Origin of the sequence: Burkholderia sp. NRF60-BP8, from assembly GCF_001522585.2 — a bacterium.
Classification (GTDB): domain Bacteria; phylum Pseudomonadota; class Gammaproteobacteria; order Burkholderiales; family Burkholderiaceae; genus Burkholderia.
Genome location: NZ_CP013374.1, coordinates 691,859 through 709,873, shown reverse-complemented (window position 1 = coordinate 709,873; position 18,015 = coordinate 691,859). Strand labels below are relative to the sequence as shown.

Genomic DNA, 18,015 nt, shown 5'->3' with positions numbered 1-18,015 from the left:
CCGGTTTCCGGCCATCGTCGCCGTTCGCTTCCGAGGGGCCTGCCGTGTCGCACGATCCGATCTCCCTGCCCGTCGATGCCCGGCTGCCCGCGTGGCAGCTCGCGCTGTTCGGGCTGCAGCACGTACTGTCGATGGCCGCGTCGCCGATCACCGCCGTGTTCCTGATCGCGAAAACGCTCGCGCTGCCGGCCGACCTGACGGTCCAGCTGATCGGCGCGACGTTCTTCGCGTGCGGTATCGGCACGCTCGTGCAATCGCTCGGTGTCGGCCCGATCGGTGCGCGCATGCCGTTCGTGATGGTGCCCGGCGGCGCACCGACGATGCTGTTCGCGGGCATCGCCGCGCAAGCGGGCCTGCCGACCGCGGCCGGCGCGGCGCTGCTCGCCAGCGCGTTCTACTGGGTGCTGCTGCCCGTCTTCACGCGCTGCCTGCGGCTCTTTCCGCGCATCGTCGTCGGCGCGATGTTGTTGCTCGTATCGATCAACCTGATCCGGATCTACGCGACGATCGTCGTCGGCCAGCCCGGTTCGGCCGACTTCGCGCAGCCGCGCTCGCTCGGGCTCGCGCTGGCGACGATCGTCGCCACCGTCGTCGTCGCCGGCGCATTCCGCGGCACGGCCGGACGCCTCGCGGTGCTGATCGGGCTGATGGCCGGCGCGACGCTCGGCTGGGCGCTCGGCGCGATGCCGGCGCTCGGCGACGTATGGCACGGCCCGCTGTTCACGCATCCGGCGTGGCTGCCGTTCGGGATGCCGCGTTTCGACGTGCTGGCTGCGCTGCCGCTGCTGATTTTCACCGCGGTCTCGATGGCCGAGGCCACCGCGCAGACGGTCGCCGTCGGCGAAACGTGCGGCAAGGCGATCGCGCTCCGGCGCGACGTGCCGAAGACGATACGCGGCGACGCGCTCGCATCGCTGGCCGGCGCGCTGTTCGGCACGCCGCTGATCGTGACGAGCGCCGAGAACATCGGCGTCGTGCAGACGACCGGCGTACGCTCGCGCTACGTGACGGCGGCCGCCGGCGCGATCCTGCTCGTCATCGCGCTGTTCGCGCCGCTCGCGCGGCTCGCGTATGCGATTCCGGCCGCCGTCGTCGGCGGCACCGCGCTGGTTGTATTCGCGATGATCGGCGTGATGGGCATTCGGCTGCTCGCGAGCGTCGACCTGCACGCGCGCGCGAACCAGTACACGCTCGCGGCCGCCCTGGTGGTCGGCCTCGCGCCGATCCTGGTGCCGAACCTGTATCGCCATTTCGGCGCGCCCGTGCAGATCGTGCTCGGCAACGGCATGGCGGCCGGCACGCTCGCGGCCATCGCGACGCAACTGGCGTTCGCCGCGCTCGCGCGGCTGGGCGGACAAGCGCACGCGGCGGCAGCTGCGGCGCCTGCGCGCGACGCATGAAGGCAAGCGGCACGCTCACGCGGCGCGACGCTGCTGCTCGTGCTCGTCTACTGACGATGGACAACGACGGCGTCGACGACACGCGTTGGTGCACCGACGCGCCGGCCGACCGGACATCGGGACGATTGCCGGCGTCACCGCGTCCGGCTATAAAGCGGGAATGGACACGGATCGCTGGATTCACGACCCCGTCGGCGCGTTTCGCGTCTGGCAGGAAACCGCCGCGATCGGCGCCGGCCGCCGGCCGTTCGCGCCGCGTTCGGTCGTGCAGCATGTCGCGATGTTCGAGCGATTCCTGCGCCACCTGAGCGCACAGCGCGTATCGCTCGCCACGTTCGGGCCCGACCACGTCGCGGCCTTCCTCGCGGAACTCGACCGCACCTGCGCGCCCGGCACGTCGACACGCGTGCGTTATGCGAAGCTGATCGACCGACTGGGCCGGCATCTGGTCGACGCCGGTGTGCGGACGATTCATCCGGCCGGCCGATCGACACGCGATCTCGCCTGGCCGGACGGCGAGCCCGAGCCGTGCTACCTGCCGCCCGATGCCGACACGGCGCTGCAACGCCACGTACAGCCTCGCGCGGACGACACGCCGGCCGACTGCCGGAATCGCGCGATCGTCGCGCTGCTGCTCGCGAGCGGCATCACGTCGGCCGAAATTCGCGCGGCGACGGGCAATGCGCCCGATCTCGACGCGCGGCCGGCGGTGTTGTCGGTGCCGCGCGATCGCGCGCGGCCGGCGCGCCGGATCGAGCTCGCCGCGTTCGCGGTGGCGCCGCTCGCCGCATGGCGTGCGCGCTCGGAGCTGCGGCCGTCGGCGCTGCTGTTTCCCGCGCCGCGCGGGGGCGCAATGAACGACATGTTCCTGCTGCTCGTCGTGCGCGACGCGCTGAACGCGATCGGCTTTCATGCAGCGGACATGAGCCCGCGCGTGCTGCGCAATACGTATGCGCGCCGCCAGCTGCTCGCGGGCCACGCGCATGCCGACGTCACCGCGATGCTCGGTCTCGCCAGCATGCGAACGGTCACGCGCATTCGGCAAACGCTGTCGCCCGATGCGGCCGCGAATCGCGCCGCCCACGAGCGCTGAACGCGCGCCGCCGGCGCGGACCGTACGCCTGCCGGTTCGCTATTCGCCCGGCTTCGACTGGACCAGCCGCAGAATCCGCGTGTCGTACGGCGCTTGCATCACTTCCGCGACGCGGATGTCGGACGCGGCCGGATGCAGCGGATTCAACAGGAAGTTATGGGCATGCGGCACGACGACGCTCGGCACGCGCAGCAGCGCGCTCGGCTGCGTGTGCAGCCACTCGGTGCCGGCGCTGCGGGTCCAGTCGACGTTCGTTCGCCAGTCCTCCGGTGCATCGCCTTCGGCGATTTCGGCAACATCCACCGAATCGGGTACTTCGATACGCAGCAACTGGTATCCGCTCGGCAATTGCGCGACGGTGGCGATTTCGAAATGAACCAGCGTCTCGAGCAACGCGAGCGCCGGATGCTCGGCGAGATACACGACGGGCTGCCCGGCGAAATGCCAACGGCCGCCGGCCCGCAATCCGCCAGTGCCTTTCAGATCGGCGTAATTGCTGATCCGCCACAGCGTCGTCAAGCGAAGTACCCCTCGTCGATCTGCGTGAGGGCCTCTTCGACGAGCCGCGCACCATGCTCGGTGCTCGCCATGTCGAGCGACGTGCGGCCGCCGAAGCGCTGGAGCCCGTTGCGCAGCCACGCCATCGCCTTGTCCTGGTCGCCGAACGTGGCCGCCGCCTGCGCGACGATGCGCGCGAGGCGGATCGCCTTGTCCGACTCTTCCGGCGACAGGCGTTCGTGCGCCTGGCGACGATGACTCAGCGTGCGGCGCGGAATGATGAAGGCCAGCTCGTCCGATTTCAGCCCGCGCTCGGACAGTCGGTCGATCACCGACACGTCGACGCGCGCGCTCGCCAGCTCGGCCAGATCGGCGCCCGACCGGACGCGGATCGCGAGCAGCTGCTCGAGAATCGTGAATTCGGCCTGACGCGGATGAGCGACGCCCGAAGGATGAAAAGCGATGGTGCTCATGACCTGACCTCTCTACGGCAATTTGCCCAATCATTATAGGCGTTTTGCCGAATGCTTGCGGGTGGTTGAGCGATGGGCTTGCCGATCGGGCTGCTGGACCCGTATTTGGGGATACGCGAATCGGAGATTCGCCCCGGTGATGGGGCCGAAAAATTCAGTATATAAAGTCACCGACCGTGATGGTGCGAAGTTGTCACGTAACAATTTTCCGATGGTGCTACGCGAAGTGAAGGAGCCGCCTCTTTCCCCAGCCCGATTGGTCGCGTCCCCCGCTAACACGTCGAACTCTGCCGATTACACGTCGACCGACTGCTCCAGCCAGCAGCCGGCCTCTCCCATCGGATATCGGTGCAATTCATCCGACAACACCGATCCACCACAAAAAAGTGCATCACCCGCCGTACCGGCCCCTGTTCCTCGCGCGCCAATATCCGCTCTCCAAACTCGTGTCGCCCGAACTCCTCGTCTCGATGCAGGGCATACCGCACTGCCTACTCCTACCCGCCCCGTCCACCGCCGCAAATTACTTCGCACACCTTATCATAAAACCGAAAGCAGAAAGTAAGGCGCACGCCATCACCGAAAGCCAGCTGTAACACCGGGCCCAGACCGAATCGATGCGCAAGCCGCCTCATCTCCCCGCCTTCTGCATAGCGCACTTATCAGGACATGATCGCTTCTCGTAGCGATCCCCGGACCGACCCGTTCCCGCTCGTCGCGCGCTACGAATCGCGTCCGTGCCCGCTCCGACCGCTTCCGTACACTCGAAATCGCGCCATGCGGCGCCGGCGGCGTGCATCTTGCGTACGGCCGCGCCTGACGGGAGCCTTGCATGTTGTCCATCGACGGAATGGGTTTGGGGTTGAACTGGCAGCGTTTCCTGTCGCAGACGCTGGACCCCGACCTCGCCCCGAAACCGCCGCGCAATGCGGACGGTACGTCCAACGACGGCCCGAACAACGGCCCGGCCAATCCGGTCACCCCGACCACCACGCCGCCGATCCCGGTGCAGGCCGATCTCGGCACCGATCCGTCCAAGCCGACCAACCCCGAAATCGCGTCGGCCACCGCCCTGCTCCAGAGCATGGCCGATCAATATCGCGTGGCGCCGCCCGAGATCACGGTCGACAACGACACGACGCGCGCCGTCCAGGGTGTGATCCAGGACGCGCAGACCAGGTACGACCACGCGCAGCAGGCGCTGCAAGGCGCGCAGGGCGTGCTGCGGATGACGAACCGCGACCCCGATGCGACGCCCGACGAGCGCAAGGCCGCACGCGACAACTACGCGAAGGCGCACGATGCGGCCGACACCGCGCAACGCGAGCTCGACGTGACGACCGACGCCGGCTACCGGATTCTGTACGGCGAGCAGGCGAAAGCCGACCAGTACAGCGCCGACCCGACGAACGACAAAATCGAGGGGCCCGCGCAACAGCAGGCCGATGCGAAGCTCGCCGCGCTGCAAAAGCTGTTCCCCGACCAGACGAAGGCGAATCCGAACTTCGTCCCGCAGCAGGGCGATTGCAAGACGCCCGCCCAGGTCCAGGCCTACGACGACTGGCAATCGGCGACCTCGAGCGCGGTAACGGCTCAGGCGAAGTACTGGGCAGACGTCAGCAATGCGAATCTCGCCTACAAGCAGTTCCAGTCGTACATGGCCGATCCCGCGTACAAGGACGCGATCGACACCGGCGTCGGCAAGCTGAACGATGCGCTCGCACCGCTGCAGTTGCAGGTCGATCTGCCCGATCCGCCGCCGGCCGATGCGAACGGCAACGTCGACATGCACGCCGTTCAGGCCGATATCGCGCAGGCCGCGAAGATCGCCAATTACTCGAACGCGGCCTATGCGGCGTCGCTCGACGCGCAGCAGGTCACGACGCTGCAGCAGAAGTACGACGCCGACAGCGCGTGCCTGATCGGCTCGACGCCCGGCGCGGCGAAAGACGACAAGGCCGCGCTCGATCGCGCGACCACGCAGGCGAACACGAGCGGCAGCTACATGCAGATGCTCGGCGCGCAGTTGAGCGTCGACGACTTGCAAGGCAAGTACGACGCCGCGAAATCGGCGTCCGACGACTGGCATACCGCGAATCCGCACTCGCTCGATCCGCATCCGACCGTCGATACCGACCTCGCCGCCGCGTCCGATGCGCTCGCGCAGGCGAAGCAGAAGGCCAGCCTCGCGCACGACGGATTCGTCGTCGCGTACGGTCAGACGCTCGCGCAGCAGTACGACGACGCCGGCGCGCAAATCGATGCGCAGCTCAAGCCGAAGGTGCCGTTCGTGCTGCAGAACCCGACGCCGACGCTGTCGACGAATCCGCCGCCGTCCGCAACGCCGCCGTCCCCGTCGGCGCAACCGTCGCCGTCGCTGAGCACGTCGGTGCCGAGCACATCGAGCACCTCGAGCACGCCGGCGCCATCGACGACGCAGACGCCGACGTCGTCGCTGAGCACGTCGACGCCGCCCAGCGCGCTGTCGACGTCGCTGCCGCCCACGACGCTGTTCACGAATCCGTCGTTCGTGCTGCAGCCGCCCGGCTCGAACACGTCCGTGCCGACCACCGCGACCGGCCAGACCGCGCTCGACGCGAAAAAACTCCATGTCGTCGCGGGCGCGCTGCGCGCGGCCGACGGCCGGCTGTCCAACACGTTCAACGACGCAGCCGCGAAATTCCAGCTCGCGAACGCGAAGGCGCAGCAAGGCGTGCTGAAGGGCAAGCTCGCCGACATGCAGAAAACCTACGACGACTGGTACGCGAACAACCCGACGCCGGTGCGCATGCGCGAGGTCAACGGCGACGAGATTCCGATGCGCACGCCGCTGCGGCCGAATCCGTACCAGGACCAGCTCGACCAGGCGCGCAACGCCCTGCAACAAGCCGACGCGACCGTCAACAAGCTGCAGTTGCTGACCGAGATGTCGCATCAGCAGGTCCTGCTCGACCAGTTCGATGCGAGCCTCGCCGAGAACCTGCGCAATCCGCAGAGTCAGGATGACAAGGATGCCTATTCGAAGGCGCTCGACGGCTTCTTCCGCGCGCACCAGGGCGAACTGTCGCAATCGCTGCTCGATCAAGCCGGGGCGAGCACGAACAAGGCCGCGACGATCCATTTCGGCAAGCTGACCGACAACGAGCAGCGCAACCTGATCGGCACCGCGATCGGGCTGCCGCCCGACGTGCAACCGTCGTCGGATACGGGCACGCCCACCGCGCCCGTCAACGACGACACGGTGCGCTACACCGACAAGGACAAGCTCGACACGATCGACAAGGTGCGCGGCGAAATCCTGAAGCTCGGCGGCGGCAGCGGCACGCAGGTCAACGTCCTGCCGCTGATCTATTCGGACAAGACGGCCGGCATGGTGACGAGCGCACTCTTCAAGGTCACCGACAGCAAGGGCCACGTCCAGTACGTCGACGACACGTCCGCGCATTACGACAATGTCGGCGACTACCTCGACAACAACCAGCTTGCGTCGAGCGGCACGCTCGATCTCGTGACCGGCTACGACGACAACGGTCACGCGCAGTTCCAGCAGAAGGCCGCGCATCACGACGACTGGTTCGACAGCGCGCTGAACACGCTGACCGGCGGCAAGGTGAACCTGGGGATGATGGGTCTCGGGCTGCTGATGGAAGGCGCCGGCGTGCTGCTCGACGCCACCGGCGTCGGCGCGTTCGCCGGCGGCGCGCTGAACTTCGCGGGCGCGGTGATGATGGACACGGCGATCGGTTCGAGCATGACGAAATCCGCGCTCGATATCGGCTCGCGCCTGGAACACAACCAGAGCGTCAATCCGTTCACCGACGCCGGCGCGCGCGGCGACTGGCTCAACCTCGTGCCGATGGGGGCGGCCGGCGCGGCGAAGTTCGCGGGCTCGGAAGTGTTCGGCAAGACGATCACCGCACTCACCGGCTCGGCGAAGGCCGCGCGAGTGACCACGGCGATCGTGCGCGGCACGTCGCTCGCCACCGGCATCGGCGCCGCGGGCGAAACCTTCGGCGAAGCCTATGTCGATTTCAAGAACGGGAACAGCGAGAAGGGCTGGGAGGATCTCAAGTCCGGCTTCACGAACGTCGCGCTGATGGGCGCGGGCGGCGTGCGGGACCGCGTGGTCAACGCGACGGTTCGCGTCACGGGCCGGCCGGTGGTCGCCCGTTCAGCGGGTGGCGAACGCATCTCGATCGACGGACAGCAACTGCAGAAGATACTGACCAGGAACGAGCCGTCGCAACTGGCGTTCGGTGCGACGCGCGCATCGCTCGACGGCGTCGACGTCAAGGTCGCGAAGGACGGCACGCTGATGGCGGGCGACAAGGTACTCACGTACGACAACATGCCCGTGCGCGTGCTCGACTCGCTCAACAACAAGGATCTGAACAACCTGCCGCGCGGGACGTCGGTGATCCTCGGCGAGAACGGCGAACTGAGCATCGTCAAGCTGACCGGCAAGACCTGGACCGAAGGCACGAAGATCGATTCGGTCACGGAAACGGGCGACCGGCTGTCGTTCGGCAGCGACGGCGAAATCGTTGCGCCGTCGAAGCTCGTCGCGAAAACGCCCGCCCCGGCGCGCAGCGACCCGCGACAGCCGGCAAGCGACGCGGCCCCGCCGGCCGACAGCGCGCCGCGAACCACGCCGGCCGACGAAGCCGCGGCGCGTGCCACCGAAGCGAACGACACGGCCACCGCGACCACGACCGCCAGCGCACGCAACGCGCAGCACACGAGCGAAGCACGGACCGCGCGCGACGAGGAGCAGCAGGAAACGCGCGCGTCCGATTCGCACGTCGCCGCGCAGAATCGCCGCAGCAGCGACCTGCGCGCGGAGAACGATCCGGCCGTCGCGCGGGCGCCCGGCGCACCCGGCGCGGGCGCGCTCGAAGAGCCGGCCAGCGTCGCGCCGCGCACGCCGGTCCGCGTGATCGACCTGACCGACGCCGACCCGGCCTCCCGGCCCGCGACGCTCGACCCGGCCGGCGTGTCGGTGCCGCGCGGCCCGTCCGTCGAAGCGCTCGACTACGGCGAACATACGCTCTTCATCGTGCGCAACGGCGAGGATCCGGCAGCCGCCACGCCCGAGGCTGCGCGGCCGCGTGCGGCGGGCGCGCTGCCCGCCGACGTCGCGGAGCCGATCGTCGTCATCGCCGATGCGGCCGACGCGCACGTCGCGCCCGAACTCGCGAACCGCTGGCAGCGGCCGGTATTCGCGGCCGCGCCGGACGCGCTGCACACGGACGGCACGTTGCGCGCCGACGCGCCGCTCACGCGCTACCTGCCCGCCCCCGACGCAGCGGCGGCAGGCGGCCGCGTCGTCGGCACGAACGCGCAGGCGGCGCACTCCGATGCGGCGGGCGTCGTCGAGACCGACCCGCCCGCGGCGAATCCGGAAGCACCTGCCGCGCGCCGCGCGCCACCGCCCGCGAACGACGATACCGTCGTCGTGCTCGCAACGGCCCGGCGCAACGCCGCCGATCCCGAAACGCACGCCGCCCTGCCGCAGCCGCCCGCTCGCGGCGCGCGTGCGCTGGACGGTGCCTTCAGTGCGCCGAATCGGATCGTGGTACTCGTCAAGCCGGCCGAACGATCCGCGTCGCAAGCGGCGAACGACGCCCGCGACGCATCCCGGCCGCCGAAGCCGGCCCGCGACGCATCCCGGCCGCCGAAGCCGGCCCGCGACGCACGGGCCGACAACCACGCGCTCCCGGCCGCCGCACACCCGGAAACTACCGAAGCACCGCCGGACCCTGCGCTTGCCGGCCCGGGCCTGTTCACGCGGCTGCAAATGCGTTTCGGCGGCGCACCGCTGCCGGACGCGGTCCACGCGCTCGCGCAGCAGTCGGACACGCTCACGCAGCAGTTGCGGATGCTGAGCGATGCCGGCTGGCGCGTGAGCCTCGGCAAGCGCGGCGGCGGCAGCCGGATCGACCCGAAGCGACGCCGCGTGACGATCGATGGCGGACTGCACGATTCGGGCAGCATCACCTACACGCTCGCGCACGAGGCCAAGCACGCGGTCGAGGCGATCGACGGCACGCTGGATTCGCTCGACTACAGCGGCCGCAGCCGCTTCACGCGCAAGGCGCTCGAAGCCGAAGCGCGCGCGCAGATCAACGCGTTCGAGGCGCGCTACGAGATCGATCTCGCGGGCGGCGGCGACATCGCGGCGAACACGACGCTGCCCGACGCGCTCCAGCACGAGGCCGACCGCTGGACGCCGTCGAGCGACTATGCGGGCACGGTCGCACGGCTTGCCGACGCGTTCGCCGACGCACCGGTGTCAGGCCGGCGCGGCGAGACGTATCAGGCGTTCTACGACGGCATCTGGGACAAGCAGAAACGCGACGGCGGCGCCCCGCGCCGGATGCCGGCGCCGCACACGACCGAATCGGCCGGCGGCGGCGCGCACCTGCCGCGCACGCTCGAGGAACAGGTGCAGTGGAGCCTCGCGCACGCGGAGGCGATCTCGCCGTTCGCCGAACGCGGGCGCAACGAGCCGCGACAGATGACGCTGCGGTTCCTGGACGAACGCTCGTCGTCGGGAATCGACGAACCGGTGACGATCGTTCGCGGCCGCACCGATGCCACTGGCCAGCTGCTCGACGCACATGGCCGCCCCGCACGGCACGTCGACTTTTCGATCGCACACTTCCTCGCCGGCACGTCGACCAGCGCCGGCAGCGGCTACGCGCTGGTCCTGGCCGCCGACAACGGCCACGCCGCCGCGGCATGGCTCACGAACACCTGGCAACGGCCAGTCTACGTGCCGGACGGCGGCACCATCCGCGCGTTCGACGCGGCCATGGGCGACCCGGGCAGCATGCACACGCAGGCGCGATTCGATTACGCACCCACATGGACTCGCTATGCGCCATCGCCGCGCGAGCGAATCGACTACGGCGAACTCGCCGTCGACGCGAACGGCCTGCACGTCGCGGGCGACCCGTCGCGGCGGCTGGACCCGCAAGCGCTGATCGGTCCGTTCCTCGGAGCCGGCATCGAGAAGAGCGTGTTCGAACTCGGCAAGCGCAACGCGATCGGCCTGTACGACGTCGATCCCGCGCGGCCGCGCGACGGCCAACTCGCGAATCATTACGACGCGCTCGACACCGAACGCAACGGACTCGACCTGCTGCGCCGCTACGGCATGCGCACGTTGACCATCGACGGCCCGTTCTCGGTCGGCAACCGGATCGGGATCCTCTACCATCCGCTCGCCGAACTCAGCAGCCGCGCCGTCTCGCTCGGCGCGTTGCCGTCACGTGTCACGCACGAATCGATGCGACAGCTCGCGGCGATGCGCGAGATCGTCGAGCGCGATGGTCTGGTGTTCGATTTCCAGGGGGTGTTCGACGCGCACGGAGACTTCTACTTCAGCGACCCGGCCACCGTATTCCGCACGGACGACCGCGAGGAAATCGACGCCACGCTCGAGGAAATCGACAACGTCATCGCGCCGCTCGAACGCGGCATCGACAACGGCAGCATCGCGCTCGCACATCCCGCGATCGCCGAATCGCTGCCGGAAGGCGCATTCGTCCAGAAGCCGTCGCTCTTCACGCGCATCCGGATGTGGTTCGGCGGCGCGCCGCTGCCCGATGCCGCCTATGCGCTCGCCGATCAGTCGAGCCTGCTCGCCGACCAGATGCGGCTGCTGAAGTCGGATGGCTGGCAGATCGTGTGGGGGCGTGCGGGACGCGGCAGCCGCACCGACGTCGATGAACGCCGGATCGTGATCGACGGCGGCCTGCGCGGCACCGGCACGCTCGTCTATACGCTCGCGCACGAAGCCGGCCACGCGGCCGACGTGTCGAACGACCGGCTCGGCCTCGACACCAGCAGCCCGGAAGCGTACGTGCAAAGCACGCTGCTCGCCGAAGCGCGCGCACAAGCCAACGCGTTCGCGGTGCGCAAGCAGATCCTCGAATCGACCGGCGTCGACATCGCCGAGCACGCGGTGCTTCCCGAAGAGATCGCGCGCGAAGCCGATCATGTGATGCCGGGCGACGAAGCCGGCCTCGCACGCCTCGCCGACGCATTCGGCAATGCTCCCGTATCGGGCCGCGACGGCGAGCGCTACGGTGCGTTCTATGGCCGTGCGTGGGACCGGCAGCAACAGTCGGGCAGCGCATCGCCGAGCATGCCCGCACCGCACACGACCGAATCGTCCGGCGCCGGCGGCGGCGCACGGTTGCCGCGCACGCTCGACGAACAGGCGCAGTGGAGCCTCGCGCACGCGGACCGTGCGTCGCCGTTTCCGCGCCGCTGGTTCGGCGGCGGCTCGCCGAAACTGTCCTTCTCGCGCAACGGTCCGGTCTCCTATGCGAACGGGGAGCCGCTGACGCTCGTCCACGCGCGGACCGATGCGGCCGGCGGCCTGCTCGACGCACGCGGCCGCCCCGCCACGCCCGTCGACTATTCGATCGATCATCGCCATGCGTTCACGCCCGCGCGGGCCGGCGCGCCCATCGTCCTCGCAGGCGAAGGCGGCGCGGCGCACGCCGCGTGGCTCGCGAATCTTTGGCAACGCACGATCTACGTGCCCGACAGCGGCACGGTCCGCACGCTCGGCGAGCCGCGCAGCGACGGCACGCAGCGCATGCAGTTCGGCGGCCCGGGCGCGTGGACGCGCTACACGCCGTCGCCGCGCGAACGGATCGATGCGGGCGCGCTCGCCGTCGACGAGCACGGGCTGCACGTCGCCGGCGATCCGTCGCGGCGCGTCGATCCCGACGCGCTGCTCGGCCCGTTCCTCGGCGCGGGCACCGCGAAGGCGGTATTCGAACTCGGCAAACGCAATGCGATCGGCGTGTTCGACGCCAGCGGCGACAAGGCGCGCACGATGCTCGCCCACGAAAAACGCGGGCTCGACCAGTTGACGCAGCTCGGCATGCGCACGGTCACGGTCGACGGGCCGTTTACCTACCACGGACGCGTCGCGGTGCTGTACAGCCCGCTGGCCGAGCTCGGCAGCCTCGACGTGATGCACGGCATCCTGCCGAAACGCGTGACGCGCGAATCGATGCGGCAGCTCGCCGCGATGCGCGAGCTTGCCACGCGGCACGGCCTGTCGTTCGATTTCGAAGGCCTGTTCGATGCGAGCGGCGAGTTCTACTTCAGCGACCCTTCCGTCCTGATCCCGCATCCGGACCCGGCGACCAACCGCACGCCCGGGATGATCGATGTCGTCATCCAGCCGCTCGAACGCGGCATCGCGAGCGGCCACGTCGAACTCGCGCACCCGGTGATCAGCGAGTCGCTGCCGGACGGCGCGTTCGTCCAGAAGCCGTCGCTCTTCACGCGCATCCGGATGTGGTTCGGCGGCGCGCCGCTGCCCGATGCCGCCTATGCGCTGGCCGACCGGTCGAGCCTGCTCGCCGATCAGTTGCGGCTGCTGAATCCCGGCCGCTGGGAGATCGTGCAGGGCCGCGCCGGCGCGGGCAGCAAGGTCGATGCCGAACAGCGCCGGATCGTGATCGACGGCGGCCTGCGCAGCGCCGGCACGATCGTCTACGTGCTCGCACACGAGGTCGGGCACGCGGTCGACGTGGCGACGAACCGGCTCGACCTCGACACCAGCAGCCCCGATGCGTACGCGGAAAGCGCGCTGCGCGCCGAGGCGCGCGCGCAAGCCAACGCATTCGCGGTGCGCAAGCAAATCCTCGCATCGACCGGCATCGACATCGCCGAGCACGCGGTGCTCCCCGACGAAATCGCGCGCGAAGCCGACCACGTGATGCCGGGCGACGCCGCGGGCCTCGCGCGCCTCGCCGACGCGTTCGGCAACGCGCGGACCTCGCTGCCCGGCAACCCCGTCTACCGTGCGCTGTATCGCGCGCAGGCCGAGCAGGCGCTGCGCGACGGCGAAGCCGGGCGAACCGGTACGGCACCGCGGACGATGCCGTCGATGATGATGTGGCCGGTGCCGGACCCGTCGTCGTTCCTGCCGGCCGCCCCCACGCGCACGCCCGAAGCGCGCGCGGCCGACTGGCTCGATGCGCACGGCAAACGCGACCTGAAGCGGATCGACGGCACGCAGTTGGCCGACATCCGCGACCTCGCGCAATACGCAGGCCCCAACGCCCACGTGCTGATCGCGAAGCATGTCGACCGGCCGGCGGACGACGGCACGCATCCGCAACCCGAGTTCGTCGCGAGCCTGACCACCGATGCCCACGGCCAGCCCGGTCAGGTCGAATCGGCCGACCCCGGCGGTACGCCGTCGCACGACTTGCGCGACGCGCTCTATCCGGGCACGCGCCCACGCAAGCGCGGCGGCAGCGAAACGCCGCATGAGGCACGCGCGAAATTCGACTTCTACCTGTCGCCGGTGTCGCTCGACGAGCTGCGGCAATTCGGCGGCGCGGCGAAGGTCGAAGCCGTCGATTCGAAGCGCGTGTGGCATGCCGAACCATCCGGCGACGCGCCTGCGCAGGACGTCGTCGAGCAGATCGGCGAACTCGCCGCTGCACCGCAATTCAAGCGTCCCAAGGCGGCCGCGAAGGTCGCGGACGACAGCACGACGATCTTCGCGGTAGACAGGAAGACCGGCAAGGTGCTCGGCTACGCCGTGCCCAAGCAAGATGGCAGCGGCTGGACCTATCACGAGAAAACCTCGGTCGGCGACGCGTCGATCGGCGAGCAGGATCTCGGCGCCGCCTTCCGTCGCCGCGCACGCGGCCTGCCCGACGGCCGGCGCGGCGTCGTGTTCGTGCCGTCCTCGCTACCGGAATCGGCGGTGTCCCGCTATGGCGGCTTCGAGCCGGCCGAGCGGGCGTTGCCGATCGCCGAGCAAAAGCCGCCGCCGATGAAAACGAGCGACCGCGTGCAGCGCCGGCTCGGCAAGATTCAGTCGAGAGGCAAGCCGCCGGCCGGCGCGACGCCGCTCGCCAACCGATGGGTCGCGCCGAACCTGCTGCCGAAATCGGCCGACGACGTGCACGATTTCAGCGGCGCGAACACGCTGCATCTGCGGCGCGTGATCGATCTCGGCCAGGTCGGCCCCGAATACTTCATCTACGTCTACGGCACGGAGGGCGCGCTGATCGACACGCTGCACCAGCCGGACGGCATCCTCGCGACCCGCGACGGCACGCTGCAATGGTTCGACGATGCCGCGCATTTCGCCGACAAGAGCAAGCCCGGCATCGACCTCGACAAGACGAAGATCGGCGGCGGTCCGGACGGCTCGGACCGGCACTTTCTCGTGACGCGGCTCGACCCGGCGGAATTCGATGCGCGCACGCAGCCGACGCAGGTCGCGGCCTATGCGCTGAAACAAGCGGAACTCGACAAGCAGTTGCGGAAGGCCGCGGCGGAATCGTCCGCTCCGTTCGGAGAACTGGAGAGCCGCATCGCGGCCGAACTGACGGCCGCGAAGAACCGGCAGGCCATACTTGCCGGCGATCCGGCGTCCGGCACTGCGTCCGCCAGCCCGTCCGCGAAGCCGAAAAAGCCTGCGCGCGGCAAGGGCAAAAAAGGCAAGCAGAATGCGCCGGCGGCACCCGCCCCGGCCGCGTCGCCCGCGCCGCAGGCCGCGCCGGCCGGCAAACCGTTCAGCATCAAGACCTATCAGCCCGGCCTGACGAGCGCGACGGTCGCCGAATGGATCCTTCGCTTCGGCAAGGCGAAGGTCGACCACTGGTTTCCCGAGCACGAGCGCGTGAAGGCGTTCGCGGGCCACACCGGCAAACCGCTCGATCTCGGCACCACGCGCCAGGTCATGATGGCCGACAGCGTGATGATGAAGGCGCTCGGCATCCCGTTGAGGCTCGCGCGCGACGCGTCGAGCATGCCGTGGCGCGGCCCGCTGTCGCGGCCCGACCATGCGGCGAACGTAGTGTCGCGCCATGCGAAGCGTGCGATCACCTATCTGTCGATCGCACGGGCCGCGGACCGGCATGCGCTGCAGGCCTATGCCCGCGCGAAACCCGAGATCCAGGATCGCCTCGCGCTGATGGCGCGCGGCTTCACGTTGCGCGACGACCCCGCCGAGATGCTCGCACTCGTGAAACGCTACGGCGGTGCGATGCCGGTGGTGTCGGTCGCGGTCGATCCGTATTCGCTCGCCGCCGCGCTCGGCCGCAAACACGACCCCGCCTTCATCCGCCGCGTGCGCGAACTCGGCAAGCTCGACAACGCGCAGTTCGACGAAGCGAACGCGCGAATCGACATCGACGGCACGGGCCGCCACCTCGAACTCGACGACCTCGGCCACCTGTACAAATGGCTCGACGCGGCGTCCGAAGGCGGCTTCGTGCTGCGTCTCGAAACCGCGCCGTCGCGCGCGCTCGTGTCGGCCGAAGACCAGCGCACGCTGGCGGGCACCAACGATGCGTACCACGACTACGTGCGCACGTTCGACGCGCTCGAAACGTGGGCGCGGGAGCACACCGGCGCGACCGCGCCGCATGTGATGGTGACGTTCCACGGCTGGGACGCCGTGCTCGAACCGGCGCCGGGCGACGGCCACCTGAAGCTCGTCGAGGCCGTGCTCGATCGCAAGGAACTCGACTGGGTTCATCTCGGGCTGTCGTATGCGACGCACGGCTCGGACTTCGTCGCGAACCAGGACCTGACCGCCGCACTCGCCCGCAAGCTCGTCGAATACAAGCTGCATGCGCCCGACAAGCTCGCACGCCTGCACGGCGCCGACGCGCTCACGCGCGTGTTCGAACGGGTCGGCGCGCAGACGCTCGCGAACCAGCATCAGGTGCTGTTCGCCGAAGTCGAACGCGTCGGTCTTGCGAATGGGCTGAAGCCCGACCAGCTCGCGCAACTGCGCGCCGATCTCTACGAGGGGCACACGACCGCGCTGATGGACCGCGCACGGCAGGCAACGATCACTTATGCGAAGGAGAACTACTGGAATACCGCCGATCCCGCCAACCGGGCCGAGGAGCGCGCACGCGATGCCGGCGATCGCTGGCTGAGCCGGTACGGCAGGCCCGATACCGCACGCAAGATCGACGCGCATGCGAACCCGAATGCATCGAGCACCGCGTTCTGGCGCGCGGTGGCCGCCGATCCGAAGCTCGCGATCGACGAGACCAAGCCCGTCATCGTGAACCGCGACATCGCCGCGCAGCCGAGCCACCAGCGCGGCAACCCGCAGGAGGCCGCGCTCGCGCAGCTCAACGCGCTGCGCGTCCACCGGCCGTCGTTCGGCAAGCGCGACTGGGCGTGGTCGCTGGGCTTCGGCGGCACGGTGGCCGGCGCCAGTTCGCTCGTGGCGCTCAACGTGTTCAACGGCATGACGGTGATGAGTTCGGATGCGCTGACGCACGCGAACACCGCGCTGTTCGTCGGTGCGCGCGCGGGCCGCGTATTCGGTGCGATGCACCAGGGTGCGGTGCAGAGCCTGCAGAGCGGCGATCCGCGCGCGGTGCACGACGTGCTCGATCGCCTGCAGCGCTCGCTCGCGCAACAGCTGACCGCGCCGGTGCACGGCTACAACCCGGCGCGGCTCGAACAGCTGGACCTGCTCACGAACGAAACGCGCGTGAAGGCGAGCCACTTCGTCGAAATGCATCGGCAGGGGCTCATCGGCTTCGACGATGCGGCCGCGCAGATCAAGGAATTGTCGGCCGACCTGCTCGCGAACATGCAGGGCATGGTCGGCGGCACGTCGCTCACGCAGCTGCATCACGGCAATTCCCGCCGGTTCCTCGGCCTCGTCGGGCGCGGCAGCGCGATCGTCGGCTATTCCGGGACGATCGCCGTCGGCGTGCACGGGCTCATGACCGCGCCGACCGTCGCGGGTGCGCTGACGACCGCGAGCGCAGGGCTCGCCGCGACCTATTCGGGCCTCGTCTACGCGGTCAGCGCGCACCGCGTGAACGCGGACAAGCGCAGCCGCGTCGTGCGCCTGATCGATTCGACGTCGGATTTCGTCGGCGTCGCGAGCGGCATCGCGGGCACGATCGCGCAATACGACAAAGGGCACTACGGGCTCGCGGCAACCGCCGCGACATCGACGGCGATGCTGCTCGGCGCGCGCCTGAACACCCATTTCCCGAACGCGACGCGCTGGGTCAAAAAATACCCGACCGCGCTCATCCTCGTGCCGATCGGGATCTGGGGCTTCACGCAATTGCAGAGCCTGTTCTTCGGCCCGCCGTCGGGCGGCTCGGGATCGTCGCCGCACAAGCCGCAGACGACGCCGGCCTCGCCGTCGCCGTCACACCAGCCGCCGCAGCCGAGCGCCGGCACGCCGACGACCGGCCTCGCGCCGGGCACGACCGCCACGCAACCGCCCGGGACCGGCACGACGGGCAATACGGCGCCCGCGCAGCCCTCCGCGCCGCCGTCGCAGGCCGCGCAGCCGTACATCGTCGTGGCCGGAGATTCGCTGTGGGTGATCGCCGACGCGCATCGCCAGTCGCTGCTGGACGCGGCGCACGTGTCGCCGGACGACCGCAAGGCGATGACGCGCGACCAGCAGGATGCGCGCGCGCTGAACGAGATCTTGCAGTTGAATTCGGGCCTGGCGTCGGCGCCGAACGTGCTGCGTGTCGGGCAGTCGATCAACGTCGGCTGA

The 18,015-nt window shown here is 69.5% G+C and carries 5 protein-coding genes; 3 read left to right on the top strand and 2 right to left on the bottom strand.

Going from position 1 to position 18,015, the window contains the following annotated elements; all coding sequences use genetic code 11:
- Positions 1-44 precede the first annotated feature (44 nt).
- A complete protein-coding gene (locus WS54_RS32810) occupies positions 45-1,400 on the top strand; it encodes a uracil-xanthine permease family protein (RefSeq protein ID WP_059786646.1) in 1,356 nt (451 codons plus the stop codon).
- A 160-nt stretch (positions 1,401-1,560) separates the two neighbouring features.
- Positions 1,561-2,493, top strand: coding sequence for a tyrosine-type recombinase/integrase (locus WS54_RS32805; RefSeq protein WP_059786644.1), 933 nt, complete (start codon positions 1,561-1,563; stop codon positions 2,491-2,493).
- Positions 2,494-2,532: 39 nt separating this feature from the next.
- On the opposite strand, the gene WS54_RS32800 is transcribed toward WS54_RS32805, so the two are convergent.
- Complete coding sequence (locus WS54_RS32800; RefSeq protein WP_034208820.1) at positions 2,533-3,012, bottom strand: RES family NAD+ phosphorylase; 480 nt, start codon at positions 3,010-3,012, stop codon at positions 2,533-2,535.
- A complete protein-coding gene (gene parS, locus WS54_RS32795; RefSeq protein ID WP_050018210.1) occupies positions 3,009-3,464 on the bottom strand; it encodes a type II RES/Xre toxin-antitoxin system antitoxin in 456 nt (151 codons plus the stop codon). The genes WS54_RS32800 and parS overlap by 4 nt, the downstream gene beginning before the upstream one ends.
- An 832-nt stretch (positions 3,465-4,296) precedes the next feature.
- Between parS and WS54_RS32785 the strand changes: the two genes are divergently transcribed.
- Positions 4,297-18,015 carry an LWXIA domain-containing protein gene (locus tag WS54_RS32785; RefSeq protein WP_059786641.1) on the top strand — a complete coding sequence of 4,573 codons (13,719 nt, stop codon included), beginning with the start codon at positions 4,297-4,299 and terminating at the stop codon, positions 18,013-18,015.

What these genes read in the sequence shown, in the direction of transcription:
- WS54_RS32805 (WP_059786644.1), top strand. Translation starts at nt 1,561, where the DNA reads ATGGACACGGATCGCTGGATTCACGACCCCGTCGGCGCGTTTCGCGTC.
- parS (WP_050018210.1), bottom strand. Translation starts at nt 3,464, where the DNA reads ATGAGCACCATCGCTTTTCATCCTTCGGGCGTCGCTCATCCGCGTCAG.
- WS54_RS32785 (WP_059786641.1), top strand. Translation starts at nt 4,297, where the DNA reads ATGTTGTCCATCGACGGAATGGGTTTGGGGTTGAACTGGCAGCGTTTC.